Origin of the sequence: Sphingopyxis sp., assembly GCF_036261875.1 — a bacterium.
Lineage (GTDB): Bacteria > Pseudomonadota > Alphaproteobacteria > Sphingomonadales > Sphingomonadaceae > Sphingopyxis.
Map to the genome: position 1 here is coordinate 25,068 of NZ_DATAJZ010000039.1, position 14,483 is coordinate 39,550.

Sequence of the window (14,483 nt, forward strand, 5' to 3'; positions counted from 1 at the left end):
TCCTATTTCGCACACCCCCGCCCCGAAACCCCTGTCCTACATTCCCCATCTGTGGTTCATCCTGTCGGATGAAGCCGGAAAAACTCCCCCCTCGCCCCGCCGCGCCGCTCGACGATGCCGCGCCCGCCGCCCTCGCCCCCGTGCCGCTGCGCGCGCGCCACGACGGCTGGACGCCCGAGCGGCAGGTCGGCTTTATCGAGGCGCTCGCGGAGACTGCCTGCGTCGTGCAGGCGGCGGCCGCGGTCGGGCTGTCGGCCACCGCCGCCTACAACCTCCGCCGCCGGCCGGAGGCGCAGGCGTTCCGGCTGGCGTGGGACGCGGCGCTCGACATGGGGGTGCGGCGGCTCGCCGATGCGGCGCTGTCGCGCGCGGTCCACGGCGTCGCGCGCCCCGTCTTCTATCAGGGCGAACAGATCGGCGAGCGGCGCTATTATGACGAACGGCTGACCCAGTTCATCCTCCGCCGCCGCGATCCGGTGCGCTTTGGCGACTGGCGCGACGGGCGCGAAGCGGTGCAGCATTTCGACGGCCCGGCGCTGATCCTCGCGCGGCTGCTCAGCCTCGCCGAGGATTCCGCCTATATGGGCGAGGATCGCGGCACCCCGGCGCCGCCCGACCCCGCGCTGCTCGCCGCCGCGCTCGGCATCGATCCGCGCGACCTGCGCCCCGACGGCGAAAATTATGGCGACGATGACGATTATTGACCGGCGGGTATCATTTTACCGGAAGGGAATGACAAGTTTGACAACTTCCACGAGCGCGCGCCTCGCTGCCCGGCCCGGGAGGGCCGGTCGCCGCGGATTCGGGAGCCCATGGAACCCCGCCCCGTCTCGCGGGTCTATTCTTGGTGGTGGGGCCAAGGGACGCCCCGCCGCTCCGGTCCGGCATCCCCAACGGAGTGATGCCGATGAACAGATGGATGATCCTGCCCCTCGCCGCCGCGACCGCCCTGACCGGCGCCTGCGCCTCGACCGGCGGCTATGGCTATGACGACGGCGGCTACGGCTATTACGATCGCGGCTATCACGACCGCTATGGCAATTACGACTATAACCGCCCCGACCCGCGCTACGGCGGCTATTATGCCGAAAATTATTATCGCAGCGACCGCCGCTACAAGGAACGCCGCCTGTCGAACAGCGACCGCGTCTATCGCGGCCGCAACGGCCAATATTATTGCCGTCGCAGCGACGGGACGACCGGGCTGATCGTTGGCGGCATCGCCGGCGGCGTGATCGGCAACGTCATCGCGCCGGGCGACAGCGAAACGCTGGGCACCGTGCTCGGCGCGATCGGCGGCGCGGTCGCCGGCCGCGCGATCGACCGCAGCGGCAACAAGGACGTGCGCTGCCGTTAGGCCTGAATTTCGGCGGTGGTCGCCGCGCGCTCGATCGCGCGGCGCCAGCCGGGTTCGGGGGTCAGCAGGAAGATGTCGGCGAGCGCGGCCTCGATCTCGTCGGCGGACAGATAGCGCTGCTCGATCACGCCGCCCACATGGCGGATCGTCAGCCGGTTGTCGCGGAGGCCATGCCGCGCCTCGGCGGTCGTCCGCGCCGCGACGAGCTGGTGCCGGAAATGCGAGGACGGGTGCTGCGACGTATACCAATTGCCGATCTCATAATCGATCGCCGGTGCGGGCGCGGCCTCCAGGTCATAGAGCGTTTTCCACGCCCCCGCGATCTCGGCCTCGACCCGGTATCCGGTATCGAGCGGCTGGACACGATAGCTTTCGTGCCGCGTCGGCTGCGGCAGCGCATCGCCGAGCGCGAGCGGCTGCGGCGGCACCGTCGCGCCAAAGCCGACATCGGCGAGCCACCCCCGCCCATCGATCGTCACGCGCACCACCATGTGCGTGCGCCCCGTCGGCGGCGCGTCGTCGGGCAGCATCCAGCGCACCCGGCCGAGCAGCCCCTCGGCCGCAAAGCCGATCGTCTGCAGCACGCGCAGGAACAGGCCGTTCTGCTCGAAGCAATAACCGCCGCGACGGCGATCGATCAGCTTCGCCTCGATCGCCCGTGGGTCGATGTCGACGCCTTCGCCGGTCAGCGCGTCCATCGCCTCGAACGGAATCGCCGCCTGATGCGCCGCCTGCAACGCGGCGAGCGTGTCGAGCGTCGGGGCGACCGGGCCGGCATATCCGATCCGCACCAAATAGCGGGCGAGGACGTCATCGCCGGCCGGTGCCGGATCGGGGAAATCGCCATCCGAAGCGGGGGCGTCAAAGCGGTGCAGCATGGGCGGATCGTCCTTTCGCGAATCGCAGGCCCATGCTTATGAAAGCTCAAGCCCGGTTGAGATCAAGCACCGAAATCGGTCGGCGGAGCGGCCTCAGCGCTCGTCCCTGTAGAAGGGCCGGTCGCCCGCGATCGTCACCCGCTCCATCCGCCGCACCGCGGGGAAATAGTCCGACGCGGCATAATGCTGCGCGGCGCGATTGTCCCAGAAAGCGATCGAGCCCGGCTCCCAGCGGAAGCGGCACTGATATTCGGGGATCGCCGCCTGCGCATAGAGATGCGCGAGCAGCCGGTCACTTTCCTTCGCCGACAGCCCTTCGACATGGCTGGTGAAGGCGATGTTGACATAGAGCGCCTGTTCGCCGGTTTCGGGATGCGTGCGCACCAGTGGATGGACCTGCGGCGGATATTGCTTGTGCAATTCCTCGACCGGCTTGCCGAGCCGCCCGGCGAAAACGCGCACGATGTCGTGCACCGCGGTCAGGCCGCGGCAGAAGTCCTGCATCGCCGGCGACAGGCCGCGAAACGCCGCGGCCATGTCGGCGAACAGCGTGTCGCCGCCGACCGCAGGCACCTCGACCGCGCGCAGGATCGACCCCAGCGATGGCTCGGCGCGCCAGGTGACGTCCGAATGCCAGGCATTTTCCTTGCCCTTCGAATCGGGGCCGTGCGCGATGTGCAGCACTTCGGGATCGGGCTGATCCTTCGGCGTCGCGGGATGGATTTCGAGCGTCCCGAAGCGGCGGGCAAAGGCGATATGCTGCGCGGGGGTGATGGGCTGGCCGCGAAAGAAGACGACCTTGTGCGCGAGCAGCGCGGCACGGATTTCGGCGATGACCGCGTCATCCTGCTCCTGCGACAGGTCGATGCCCGAAATCTCGGCCCCGATCGACGGGGTCAGCGGCGCGACCTTCAGCCGCGCGAAGCTCTGCGGCGATGCGGCGACGTTCATGCCATTCTCTCCTTGCTCCCGAAGCGGGCATTAGGCGAGCGCGGGAACGCCGAGTCAAGCTCAGCGACGTCTTTCCTTCGCCTTCGCCGGCCCCTGCCGCGCCACGGCGCCGCGCCGCGCCACCTCCGCACGATAGCTGTCGCACGCGCCGCCCTTGGGCCATTTGGCGCAATAGTCGCGCCAGAAAGCGAGCTGTTCGTCGGTCATATGGTCGGATTTGGTGGACTTTTCGCCGATCTTGCGCGTCTCGCCGAGCACCGAATCGGACAGCGCCGTATCGACCGTATATTGCGCCGCGACCGGCACCGCTGCGCCGAACGCCAGCACCGCCGCGATCATGGGCAAGCCTGTCTTGATCATCATCGTCTCCCCTTTGGGCGACGGATCAACCCTGCTGCGCGTCCGAAAGTTCCCCCGGCGGGCGCCTATGCCCTTGATCGCGCAGGCTTCGCCAGATTCGCTTCGACCGCGCCGCGCACCAGCGCCTTGAACGCCGCGGCATCGACGCTGTCACCCTCGAACAGGTCGATCGCGCGCCGAACATTCCCGTCGAGGCTCGCGTTGAACAGCCCCGCCGGATCGGCGACCGCCGCGCCCCTGGCAAAGGTCAGCTTGACCTTGTCCTTATATGTCTCACCGGTGCAGATCACGCCCGCGCGCTCCCAGGTCGGCACGCCCGCGGGGTTGGTCGGCTTGCGCCATTTGACCGCTTCCTCGATCGCCGGATCGGCCTCGCGGATCAGCGCGCGCAGCTTTGCCAGCGTCGCGCCGCGCCAGTCGCCGAGCGACGCGATCTTCGCATCGATCAGCACCGAAGCGTCTTCGTCCGCCATCACCCTGTCTCCCTTACATCTTCTCGCCGGGCAGCACGCTCGCCTGCCGCACCCAGTCGGCGAAGGCGCTCTCGTCGACCGCATCGGCCTCATGGACATGAAAATAGCGCGTGTCGCCGCTCTTCGACGCCACGGGCGGCACCGGGTCGAGCCGCCGGCCGTCGAAAAAGGCGACCTTGATATAGCGGTCATAGCAATGGATGCTGAGGAACCAGTGGTTCGGCAGCGCATCGGGCGCGCCATAAAGCGGCGAATTCCACTTCACCGCCTTGCGCACGCCGGGCACCTCGCGCGCGATCAGCGCATCGAGCCGCGCCCAGGCGGCCGATTTCCAGCCCGGCATCGCGGCGATATAGGCCTGCACCGGCGCATCGCCTTCGCCCTTCGCGATCTGCGGATTGCCGCCCGACAGCAGGACGGGCTTTTCGGATTTCGCCATGACTCGCTCCTCGCAAGGCGCGTGATGCCACGCCGGGGCCGGTCCATCCAGCAGCGATGTTCTTCGCTGTCCCGCCATGATAGGAGAGGCGCGACAGCAGGAGAAAGCCGCATGGTTCGTCGTCGTATCCCCGTCCTCGCCACCTCTTGTCTCGCTCTTGCTCTCGCCGCCTGCGGCGCAAAGGCGGAAAAGGCGGGGGCCGAAGCCCCGAAGAGCGAGACGCCGGCGGCAACGGCCCCGGCCAGCAATCCCTCGGACGCCGGCACCACCAAGGCGGGCGATGCCGGCCCCGCCATAACCTCGCCGCTGCCACCGACCGCGGGCAGCAAGCTCGCCTCCTATGTGGGCAAATATCCGTTCGACAAGGTCGACGGGATCGCGTGGAACGACCATGCGCTCGTCAAGGCGGGAATCGCCGCGACGGTGAAGGACGCCGCGGTTCTGAAGGCGATCACCACGACCCAAGGCCCCGCCTCACCGATCGAGATGCGCGGCGACAAGGTCGCATCCTGGGCGTGCGAGCAGCATAATTGCGGCGCGCACCAATGGTCGGTCCAGATCGACCCGCGCACCGGCGCGACCGACGTCTGCTATTTCGACGAAGCCGCCGATCCCGCCAAGGCCCGCTGGTTCCTAGCGAGTGGCAAGGAAGAGAAACGCGACGGCAACTGCCAGTAGCGCCCGCGGCCTTGTCACCTCCCTGTTCCCCACCTTCGCGGGGGAACAGGAGGGCTAAATCGCGAGTCTCGCCGATCCCGGCAATTCAGCCTTTCAACCCGACATCTGGATTCGACTCTCGCTCCAGATAAGAACATAATGGGAACATTATCCGATTCGGAGAAGAGAGATGGCACCGATGTTCCGCTATTTCCTGGGCTTTCAGGTCGCCGCCGACCGCGCGGGCTGGCTGGCGCGCCAGTTGCCGCAGGTTTCGGGCGACCTGTTCGCGGGGCTGAAACCGCAACTCTATCATCTGACGCTCTGCACGATCGCCGAGACGCGGGCGCCGCATCCCTTCCTGCGCCAGCGCGTAGCGAGAGCGTTCGAGGCGGGCCTGCCTGCGGCGGCGTCCATTCCCTTCGGCCGGATCGTCGCGCGTGATGCGGGCGCCGCACTTATCACCGCAGGCAGCGTCGGCGAGGTCCGACAGCTTTACGAAGCGATCGTCGCTTTGCTCGCACCGCACGATATCGCGCCCATGCATCGCAAATCGGGTCTCCGCCCGCATGTCACGCTCGGTTACGGCGCCTGCGATTTTCCCGCCGTGCCGCTCGCCTGGAACTGGATCCCGCGCGACTTGGCGCTGATCGAAAGCCATGTCGGTCACGGCCGTCACCGCGTGCTGCAAAGCTGGGCGCTCGCGCCGCCGGCGCAGGCGATGTTCGACTTCATGGCCGACGAACTGCCCCCGCCGCTACGCCATGCCGCCTAGGCTTCGAGGCTATGCTCGAGCGTGATCTCGCAGTTGAGCAGCTTCGACACCGGACAATTCTTCTCGGCCTCGCCCGCGATCGCCGCGAATTCGTCGGCCGAAATTCCCGGCACCTTGGCGGTCAGCATCAGCGCCGACCTGGTGATCGTGAAACCGCCGTCCTGCTGTTCGAGCGTCACCGCGGCGCTGGTTTCGAGCGTGTCGCCCGAATAGCCCGCACGCGCGAGACCGAAGGATAGCGCCATGGTGAAACAGGCCGCGTGCGCCGCCGCGATCAGTTCCTCGGGATTGGTTCCCGGCTGCCCCTCGAAACGGGTGCCGAAGCCATAGGGCTGCGCGTCGAGCACCCCCGACTTGGTCGTGATCGCCCCCTTGCCATCCTTGCCGAACCCTTCGTAGCGGGCGGATGCGCGATTGACGGTCATGATGGTCTCCTTCGGTTGAAAAGTGGCGGGACTCGGGAAATGGGCCGTGCACAACCTACGCCCGGCGCCCGCCCGCTGCCACGCCTTTTAGAGGCAGCTAGGTGAGCGGTCCGCCGCCATGTCAGGAAACGACCGGAAGCGGGCAAGATATCCTCCCCGTGCCGGGGAGGATCGGCGACGGCAGTTCCCCACCCCAAAGCAGACCGCCACCGGCGGGGATAATCCCGGGGATAAAGTTGTGGATCAGCCGTTGAGGCTGCGCCGGATCGCCGCGATTTCGGCGTCGAGTTCGCTGTCATGGACGCGAAGCGCCTCGACCGTGCGCACCGCGTGGATCACCGTCGAATGGTCGCGCCCGCCGAAGCGGCGGCCGATCTCGGGATAGGAGCGCGGCGTCAGTTCCTTTGCCAGATACATGGCGACCTGACGCGGACGTGCGATCGCGCGGACGCGGCGTTTCGAGGCCATTTCGGCCTTGTCGAGCCGGTAGTGCGCGCAGACCGCGCGCTGAATCTCGTCGATCGTGATCCGCGGGCGGGCGCTGCGCACATTTTCCGCGAGCCGGTCCTCGGCCAGCGCCAGGTCGATCACCGTCCCGGTCAGCGCGGCGTAAGCCAGCAACTTGTTGAGCGCGCCTTCGAGCTCGCGGATGTTGCGAGTGAAATGCTTGACCAGATAAGCGACGACCGGGTCGGGCACCTCGACCATCGGCATCGCGGCGAGCCGCTGGCGGATGATCCGTTCGCGAAGGTCATCCTCGGGCGCCTCAATATCGGCGACGAGTCCGCCCGACAGGCGCGACAGCAGGCGCGCTTCAACCCCGTCGAGCATCGCGGGCGGGCGGTCGGCGGTGACGACGAGGCGCTTGCCCGCCGTCATCAGATCGTCGATCGTGTGAAGCAGTTCCTCCTGCGTCGAATTCTTGCCGATCACGAACTGCAGATCGTCGAGCAGCAGCAGGTCGGCGGCGCGCAGCCGCGCCTTGAACGCCATCATGTCGCCGCCGCGCATCGCGCCGACGAATTCGAGCATGAACTTCTCGGCCGACATCAGGATGATCGTCGCGGTCGGATGCGCCGCGGCATAATCCTGCGCGATCGCCTGCAAGAGGTGCGTCTTGCCCTGCCCGGTCCCCGAGCAGAGATAGAGCGGGTTGAACTGCGCCGTCTCGACCATCGCCATGCGGCGCGCGGCGTTGGCGGCAAGGATGTTCGAGCGCGCGACGACGAAGCGGTCGAACGACAGGCGCGGATCGAAGCCGAGCAAGGCGGGGTTGGCGGCGGCGGGCTGGGGCGCCTCGAACGCCGGCAGCGGCTGGGTCGCCAGCGTCTCGGCGCGGGCGGCCGCGGCGGCTCCGCCGCGCACAGTCACGCCGCGCACGGCAGGCAGATGCTGGCGCCATGCGAGTTCGAGCCGGTCGCCGAAGCGTTCGTTGATCCAGTTGGCCGAAAAGCGGCTCTGCGTCTCGAGCGTCACGACGCCCGACAGGGTGCAATAATCGGCAAAGCGGACGGGCTTCAACCAATGGTCGAAGGTGCGCGCGCCGAGGTCGCGGCGCAGGCCCTCGGCAACGCGCGGCCAGAGCGTAGCGGCGTCCCCGCTCACTGCCCCGTTCCTTGCGTCCATGCCATGCCGATCCCCGCTTTGTATCACGCCGTGCCGCCCCTCGCTGCCCCCGTTCGGTTCCTCGCGCGGCCGGCCACACGCAAATTCGCGCTGCCTGCGCCAGGACGCAAACATTCCGTCCCGGACACGCAGTCCGAAAGAGCGCGAATCATGTCGATGTGACGGCCACCGGCGAAGGCCGATGACTCCCTCTGTCTAGGCAAGGCGGCGCGAGTCGATCAAGTCCGACACATGTAAAAATACTGAAATAAAAATCTTGACTCGCAAGGGGGGTCGGAATCGCGTCGGAACTCCGATTTTCCTATGTTTTTCAATATCTTATTTGTGACGTCAAATATGACAGCAGCGAATCGCAGCAAATCCGTCACTTACCGCGCTGCAACACAACTGCCATCGCGGCGTCACGAACGGACGCACAAAAAAATGCCCGCCGGCATCGGGCCGGCGGGCATTTTTTGTACCCTTTCGGGACGATCGATCAGGCGATCGCGTTCACGCTCTTGGTCAGGCGCGAATATTTGCGAGCAACCGTATTCTTGTGCAGCACGCCCTTGGCGACACCGCGCGCCATTTCGGGCTGCGCAGCCTTCAGCGCGGTCGCCGCGGCGTCCTTGTCGCCCGAAGCCACGGCCGCCTCGACCTTCTTCACCAGCGTGCGGATGCGCGAAACGCGATTCTTGTTCACGGTAGCGCGCGCCTGGTTGCGACGGATGCGCTTCTTTGCCTGCGGCGTATTGGCCATAAATTCCTCTAGTCTTTCAAACGGTCAACATGGTCGGAGCGCAGCCTCATCGGAGCAGCCGAATCGCGCGAGGTGCAGCGAATCAATGTCCGGATGCGGCCGGTTCCGGACGACCGGACCCTGCTCGAAGGGTGCGCCCATAGCCACGAAGGGCTGTCCGGTCAATGCCTATTGCGGCAAAAAGCCGCCTCAACGCTGGCATTTCGGGCAAAAGAAGGTCGATCGCCCGCTCTGGACGACGCGCGCGATCGTCCCGCCGCATTCGCAAGCCTCGCCCTCGCGGCCATAGACGCGCCAATCCTTCGCGAAATAGCCGAGGTCGCCCTCGGGACTCAGGAAATCGCGCAGGGTCGATCCGCCCGCGGCGATCGCGGCGGTCAGTACCGCCTTGATCGCGGGCACCAGCGCCGCGAGTTTCGCGCGCGACACATCGGCCGCGGGCTTCAGCGGCGATATCTTCGCCATGTTGAGCGCTTCGCAGACATAGATGTTGCCGAGCCCGGCGACGACCGTCTGGTCGAGCAGCATCGCCTTGATCGGCGCGCGCCGCCCGGCCAGCGCGCTGGCAAGGGCGGCGGCGTCGAAATCATCCGACAACGGCTCGGGGCCGAGGGTCACGAACGCCGGGAACAGCGCCAGCGGATCGCCGCTGACGAGGTCGACCGACCCGAATCGGCGCGGGTCGTGAAGGAACAGCCGGTGCCCCGCGCCGGTTTCGAGCAGCAGATGGTCGTGCTTCCCCGCCTCGCCGCCCTCGGTCCGCCAGCGTCCCGACATGCCGAGGTGGAAGATCATATGATCGTCACGGTCGGTCGACACGATGCCATATTTGGCGCGGCGCGACAGGGTGGTGACAGTCGCGCCGGTCAGCCGCTGCGCAAGGTCGGCGGGAAAGGGCCGGCGAAGGTCGGGGCGGAACGTCGTGACCGCCGTCAGCCTTTGCCCTTCGAGGAAGGGCGCGAGGCCGCGGACGGTGGTTTCGACTTCAGGAAGTTCGGGCATATCGCGCATCGGGCTACGCGCCATTTGCGCGGGCGGCAAGGCCCGGCTAAAGGCCGGAGCGCACTTCCGCACTCCCCGCAAAGGCGCGCATAAATGGCTACCCCCGACACCGTCAGCTTCGGTTACGAACAGGTTCCGGCGACCGAGAAGACCGCGATGGTCGGCGAGGTGTTCAGCCGCGTCGCGCGCAAATACGATATCATGAACGACGCGATGTCGGGCGGGATGCACCGCCTCTGGAAGGATCGCTTCGTGCGCCGCGTGAAACCGCGCAGCGGAGAGGCGATCCTCGACATGGCAGGCGGCACCGGCGACATCGCCTTTCGCATGGAGCGCTCGGGCGCCAGCATCACCGTCGCCGACATCAATCCCGACATGCTGGGCGTCGGCATGGAGCGCGCGGCCGAGCGCAGCATCGACAGCCTCGTCTGGTCCGAGCAGAATGCCGAGAAACTCTCCTTCCCCGATCGCTTCTTCGACGCCTATACGATCGCTTTCGGCATCCGCAACGTCACCGACATTCCGGCCGCGCTCAAGGAAGCGCACCGCGTGCTGCGCTATGGCGGGCGCTTCTTCTGCCTCGAATTCTCGACCAACGAATGGCCCGGCTTCGCACAGGCTTATGACGCCTATTCGCACCATCTGGTGCCGAAGCTCGGCAAGCTGATCGCGCAGGACGAGGACAGCTATCGCTATCTGATCGAATCGATCCGCCGCTTCCCGCCGATGCCCGAATTCGCCCGGATGATCCGCGAGGCCGGTTTCACCGCGGTGAAGGTCGAGCCGATCATGGGCGGTCTCGTCGCGATTCACAGCGGGTGGAAAGCTTGACCCGACCCGTCACTCATATCGCTCGCCTGCTGAAATGGGGGCGCATCCTCGCGCGCCACGGCGCGCTGCGCGGGATCGAGAGTGCGCCGCAAACCCCGCCGGGCGTCAAGCGTCTGTGCCGCCTCGCGCGGTTCGGGACGATCCAGCCGAAAATTCCGGACTATGCCGCGGCCTTTCAGGCGATCGGTCCCGCAGCAGTCAAGCTCGGCCAGACACTCGCGACCCGGCCCGACCTTGTCGGCGAAGAGGCCGCCCGCAATCTGCTGAGCCTGCAGGACGCGCTCGCGCCGGTCGGTTTCGAGCGCATCAGGGCCGAGATCGAGCAGACCTTCGAGGCCCCGCTCGAAAGCCTCTATACCGAATTCGACCCCGAACCCGTCGGCTCGGCCTCGATCGCACAGGTCCACCGCGCGGTAACCACCGATGGCCGGAAGGTCGCGGTGAAGGTCCGCCGGCCCGGCATCGACAAGCAATTCGCGCGCGACATCGAAACCTATGAATGGGCGGCCGCGCATCTCGAAGCGTTCGGCGGCGAGGCGAGCCGGCTGCGTCCGCGGCAGGTGATCGCCAATTTCCGCCGCTGGACCTTGCGCGAACTTGACCTCCGCCGCGAAGCCGCCTCGGCCTCCGAGCTCGCCGACGCGATGGTCGGCGTCCCGACCTATGAAGTGCCCGCGATCGACTGGGACCGCACCGCGAGCCGCGTGATGACGCTCGACTGGATCGACGGCATCAAAATCTCGCACCGCGACCAGCTCATCGCCGCGGGGCACGATATGGAAAAGCTGGCGGCGAACCTCGTCAACGCCTTCCTCCGCCAGGCGATTGCCGAAGGTTTCTTCCACGCCGACATGCACCAGGGCAATTTGTTCGTGAAAGCCGACGGCACGATCGCCGCGGTCGATTTCGGTATCATGGGACGGATCAACCGCCAGGCGCGCTACTGGCTCGCCGAAATCCTCTATGGCCTCACCACCGGCAATTACCGCCGCGTCGCCGAGATTCATTTCGAGGCGCAATATGTCCCCGACTATCATAGCGTCGAGGAGTTCGCGACGGCGCTGCGCGCGGTCGGCGAGCCGATGCGCGGCAAGCCGGTGAGCGAACTCAGCGTCGGTCAGATGCTCGATGGGCTGTTCGCGATCACCCGCGATTTCGACATGCAGACGCAGCCGCACCTGCTGCTGCTGCAAAAGACGATGGTGATGGTCGAGGGCGTGGCGACGATGCTCGATCCGAAGATCAACATGTGGGACGTCTCCGGCCCCTTCGTTCGCGAATGGATTCGGGGCGAGCTCGGCCCCGAGGCCGCGCTCGCCGACGGCATCCGCGAACAGGGCAAGACGCTGGCGCTGATCCCCGACATCATCCGCCGCCTCGACGCACAATTGCCGAAGCCTGGCGGCGCGCCGCCCGCACCGCCGCTGCCCGACATCGCGCTGATGTGGGAAAAGAGCGAGAAACGCGTCTGGTGGCGCTATGCGCTGACGGCGCTGGTCGGCGCGGCGGCCGGAGCGGTCGCGTTCAACTGGTTCGGTTGACATGCATGAATCATGCGCATAGATTTTGCGCATGAATCGCCCGTCGCGCTCCATGGCCGGCAGAAAGCCGACCAACATCACCCTTCCGGCTGATTTGGTGGCCGAAGCCAAACGCCTGGGCATCAATGTCTCGCAGGCTTGCGAGGCGGGGTTGACAGGCGAAGTCCGAAAAAGGCTGGGCGAAGAATGGAAACGCGAAAATCGGGAAGCCATCGAGTCTTCCAATGAATATGTGCGCAAGCATGGTCTGCCGCTCGCCCGGTATCGAGATCGCCTGTGGCGCAGCTAGACGTGTTCCGGACCGATGAAGGCGAGTATCTGCTCGACTTCCAGTCGGACACGCTGGACCATTACAACACCCGTTTCGTGATCCCGCTGGTCAGCCCGGATCATGGACCGAAGCTTGCCGAACGGCTTAATCCCGTCTTTGCCATCGATGGCGAACCGATGGCACTCTACACGCAATTTGCGTTGACCGTACCGGCGGCGGATCTCAAATATTTCGTGACGTCGCTGTCCGACCAGCATTATCTCGTCATGTCGGCCATCGACATGCTCATCAGCGGATATTGATGCCATGGCCCCGAAGCGTATCCTGCTCATCATCGGCGGCGGCATCGCGGCCTACAAGAGCATCGAGCTCGTCCGGTTGCTTCGCAAGTCGGGGCATGTCGTGCGCTGCGTGCTGACGCGCGCGGGCGAGCAGTTCGTGACCCCGTTGACGCTCGCCGCCCTGTCCGAGAATAAAGTCTATACAAATCTTTTCGACCTGAAGGATGAGGTCGAGATGGGGCATATCCAGCTCAGCCGCGAGGCCGACCTCGTCGTCGTCGCGCCCGCGACCGCCGACCTGCTCGCGAAGATGGCGGCGGGCATCGCCGACGACCTGGCGACGACGCTGCTGCTCGCGACCGACAAGCCGGTGCTCGCGGCGCCCGCGATGAACGTCCGCATGTGGCTGCACCCGGCAACGCGGCGCAATGTTGCGACGCTGCGCGGCGACGGCATCACCGTGATGGAACCCGACGAGGGCGAAATGGCGTGCGGCGAATATGGGCCGGGTCGGCTTCCCGAGCCGCAGGCGATCAAGTATGCGATCGACACGGCGCTTTCTTCTCCCCTCCCGCTTGCGGGAGGGGGTGATCGGAGGCACGTGACTCTGGTCACGGGAGGGCCTGTTTCGGTCGATACGGAAGCCGACATGCCCTCCCCTAACCCCTCCCGCAGGCGGGAGGGGAATATTGAGGACCAGCCCGACTTCGCGCCCGCGAACCATCGCCCCCTATTCGGCCGCCGTATTCTGATCACCGCGGGACCGACGCACGAGCCGATCGATCCGGTGCGCTACATCGCCAACCGGTCGAGCGGAAAACAAGGCTTCGCGATTGCCGCCGCCGCCGCCGAGGCGGGCGCCGAGGTGCTGCTGATCGCCGGGCCGGTGCCGCTGCCGACCCCGCCCGGCGTGATCCGCGTCGATGTCGAGACGGCGCGCGAGATGGCAGCCGAGGTCGAGGCGGGCCTGCCCGTCGATGCCGCGATCATGGTCGCCGCGGTCGCCGACTGGCGCGCCGCCGACACCGCGGCGCAGAAAATCAAGAAGGACGGCAGCGGCGCGGTCCCGCCGCTCGCGCTCGCCGAGAATCCCGACATCCTCGCCGGCCTCGCGAAAAGTGCGCGGCGCCCGCCGCTGCTGATCGGCTTCGCGGCCGAGACCAACGACGTCCTCGCGCACGCCGGGGCAAAGCTGGCGCGCAAGGGCTGCGACTGGATCGTCGCCAACGATGTTTCCGCCGACCCGATGGGCGGCGAGACGAACCGCGTGCATATCGTCAGCAAGGCTGGCGTGGACAGTTGGGACCGGCTGCCGAAAGGCGCTGTCGCCCGCAAATTGATGGAAAAGATCGCCGATGAGCTCGACGCCCGCCTGCCCGCTTCCGATGATTGAGATCGCGATCCAGCGCCTGCCGAACGGCGGCGGCCTGCCCCTGCCCGCCTATGCAAGCGCGGGTGCGGCGGGGATGGATGTCGTCGCGGCCGAGACGCTGACGCTGCGCCCCGGCGCGCGCCACGCGGTCGCGACCGGCTTCGCGATGGCGATCCCGCCCGGCTATGAGGTGCAGGTGCGCCCGCGCTCGGGCCTCGCGCTCAAGCACGGCATCACCTGCCTCAACACGCCGGGGACGATCGACAGCGACTATCGCGGCGAAGTGAAGGTGATCCTCGCCAACCTGTCCGACGATAATTTCGAGATCGCGCGCGGCGACCGCATCGCCCAGCTCGTTCCTGCGCCCGTCCAGCACGCCGCTTTTGCCGAGGTTGTGACCCTAGACGAAACCGCGCGCGGGACGGGCGGCTTCGGCTCGACCGGGGTCGCCAGCGACGAGACCATCGAAGACGATAATATCCCTGAAAATGTCGGCTCGCTC

General features: G+C 66.7%; 18 protein-coding genes and 1 pseudogene. 10 read left to right on the forward strand and 9 right to left on the reverse strand.

Translation table 11 applies throughout. The features are described 5' to 3' along the window. The first annotated feature begins 68 nt into the window (after positions 1–68). Together VHO04_RS16755 and VHO04_RS16760 are read left to right on the forward strand one after the other, a co-directional pair. Complete coding sequence (locus VHO04_RS16755) at positions 69–704, forward strand: hypothetical protein (protein ID WP_329629379.1); 636 nt, start codon at positions 69–71, stop codon at positions 702–704. A 203-nt stretch (positions 705–907) separates the two neighbouring features. After that, a complete protein-coding gene (locus tag VHO04_RS16760; RefSeq protein WP_329629380.1) occupies positions 908–1,357 on the forward strand; it encodes a glycine zipper 2TM domain-containing protein in 450 nt (149 codons plus the stop codon). Here the strand turns inward: VHO04_RS16760 and VHO04_RS16765 are convergent. The 5 genes from VHO04_RS16765 to VHO04_RS16785 form a co-directional block, all read right to left on the reverse strand. After that, a complete protein-coding gene (locus VHO04_RS16765) occupies positions 1,354–2,235 on the reverse strand; it encodes an arylamine N-acetyltransferase (protein ID WP_329629381.1) in 882 nt (293 codons plus the stop codon). The two genes, VHO04_RS16760 and VHO04_RS16765, sit on opposite strands and share 4 nt — an antisense overlap. A gap of 93 nt (positions 2,236–2,328) precedes the next feature. Beyond that, positions 2,329–3,186, reverse strand: coding sequence for a TauD/TfdA dioxygenase family protein (locus VHO04_RS16770; protein ID WP_329629382.1), 858 nt, complete (start codon positions 3,184–3,186; stop codon positions 2,329–2,331). A gap of 60 nt (positions 3,187–3,246) precedes the next feature. Further along, entirely contained in the window at positions 3,247–3,549 is a 303-nt protein-coding gene (locus tag VHO04_RS16775; protein WP_329629383.1) for a hypothetical protein, read from the reverse strand. Between the two features lie 62 nt (positions 3,550–3,611). Continuing rightward, positions 3,612–4,019, reverse strand: coding sequence for a DUF1801 domain-containing protein (locus VHO04_RS16780; RefSeq protein WP_329629384.1), 408 nt, complete (start codon positions 4,017–4,019; stop codon positions 3,612–3,614). Positions 4,020–4,032: 13 nt separating this feature from the next. After that, on the reverse strand, positions 4,033–4,458 hold the full coding sequence (locus VHO04_RS16785) for a DUF1801 domain-containing protein (RefSeq protein WP_329629385.1): 426 nt from the start codon (positions 4,456–4,458) through the stop codon (positions 4,033–4,035). A gap of 111 nt (positions 4,459–4,569) precedes the next feature. On the opposite strand from VHO04_RS16785, the gene VHO04_RS16790 reads away from it, so the two are divergent. Together VHO04_RS16790 and VHO04_RS16795 are read left to right on the forward strand one after the other, a co-directional pair. Beyond that, a complete protein-coding gene (locus VHO04_RS16790; RefSeq protein WP_329629386.1) occupies positions 4,570–5,136 on the forward strand; it encodes a hypothetical protein in 567 nt (188 codons plus the stop codon). 169 nt (positions 5,137–5,305) lie between these two features. Continuing rightward, positions 5,306–5,890, forward strand: a complete 585-nt coding sequence (locus tag VHO04_RS16795; protein ID WP_329629387.1) for a hypothetical protein — start codon at positions 5,306–5,308, stop codon at positions 5,888–5,890. Here VHO04_RS16795 and VHO04_RS16800 read toward each other — a convergent pair. The 4 genes from VHO04_RS16800 to mutM form a co-directional block, all read right to left on the reverse strand. Continuing rightward, positions 5,887–6,315, reverse strand: a complete 429-nt coding sequence (locus VHO04_RS16800) for an OsmC family protein (protein ID WP_329629388.1) — start codon at positions 6,313–6,315, stop codon at positions 5,887–5,889. The two genes, VHO04_RS16795 and VHO04_RS16800, sit on opposite strands and share 4 nt — an antisense overlap. A 243-nt stretch (positions 6,316–6,558) precedes the next feature. Then, the gene (dnaA, locus tag VHO04_RS16805) at positions 6,559–7,941 is read right to left on the reverse strand and encodes a chromosomal replication initiator protein DnaA (RefSeq protein ID WP_414713130.1); all 1,383 of its coding nucleotides are present in this window, start codon (positions 7,939–7,941) and stop codon (positions 6,559–6,561) included. A gap of 478 nt (positions 7,942–8,419) precedes the next feature. Further along, a complete protein-coding gene (rpsT, locus tag VHO04_RS16810) occupies positions 8,420–8,683 on the reverse strand; it encodes a 30S ribosomal protein S20 (RefSeq protein WP_257547308.1) in 264 nt (87 codons plus the stop codon). A gap of 189 nt (positions 8,684–8,872) precedes the next feature. Continuing rightward, on the reverse strand, positions 8,873–9,685 hold the full coding sequence (mutM, locus tag VHO04_RS16815) for a bifunctional DNA-formamidopyrimidine glycosylase/DNA-(apurinic or apyrimidinic site) lyase (RefSeq protein ID WP_329629483.1): 813 nt from the start codon (positions 9,683–9,685) through the stop codon (positions 8,873–8,875). A 93-nt stretch (positions 9,686–9,778) separates the two neighbouring features. Here mutM and VHO04_RS16820 point away from each other — a divergent pair, with 93 nt between their 5' ends. From VHO04_RS16820 to dut, 6 genes and pseudogenes are all read left to right on the forward strand, one after another. After that, positions 9,779–10,516 (forward strand): class I SAM-dependent methyltransferase, encoded by a 738-nt coding sequence (locus VHO04_RS16820; protein WP_329629390.1) that lies wholly within the window; start codon positions 9,779–9,781, stop codon positions 10,514–10,516. Continuing rightward, positions 10,513–12,057: a 2-polyprenylphenol 6-hydroxylase gene (ubiB, locus tag VHO04_RS16825; protein ID WP_329629391.1), complete on the forward strand. Its 1,545-nt coding sequence runs from the start codon at positions 10,513–10,515 to the stop codon at positions 12,055–12,057. The genes VHO04_RS16820 and ubiB overlap by 4 nt, the downstream gene beginning before the upstream one ends. Positions 12,058–12,088: 31 nt before the next feature. After that, positions 12,089–12,346, forward strand: coding sequence for a type II toxin-antitoxin system CcdA family antitoxin (locus VHO04_RS16830; protein WP_329629392.1), 258 nt, complete (start codon positions 12,089–12,091; stop codon positions 12,344–12,346). A 2-nt stretch (positions 12,347–12,348) separates the two neighbouring features. Further along, on the forward strand, positions 12,349–12,630 hold the full coding sequence (locus VHO04_RS16835) for a CcdB family protein (protein WP_329629393.1): 282 nt from the start codon (positions 12,349–12,351) through the stop codon (positions 12,628–12,630). Positions 12,631–12,634: 4 nt separating this feature from the next. Further along, positions 12,635–14,002, forward strand: a complete 1,368-nt coding sequence (locus VHO04_RS16840; protein WP_329629394.1) for a bifunctional phosphopantothenoylcysteine decarboxylase/phosphopantothenate synthase — start codon at positions 12,635–12,637, stop codon at positions 14,000–14,002. Next, positions 13,995–14,426, forward strand: a pseudogene (gene dut / locus VHO04_RS16845) (dUTP diphosphatase); the annotation flags it as partial. The gene VHO04_RS16840 and the pseudogene dut, both read left to right, overlap by 8 nt. Positions 14,427–14,483: the final 57 nt, after the last annotated feature.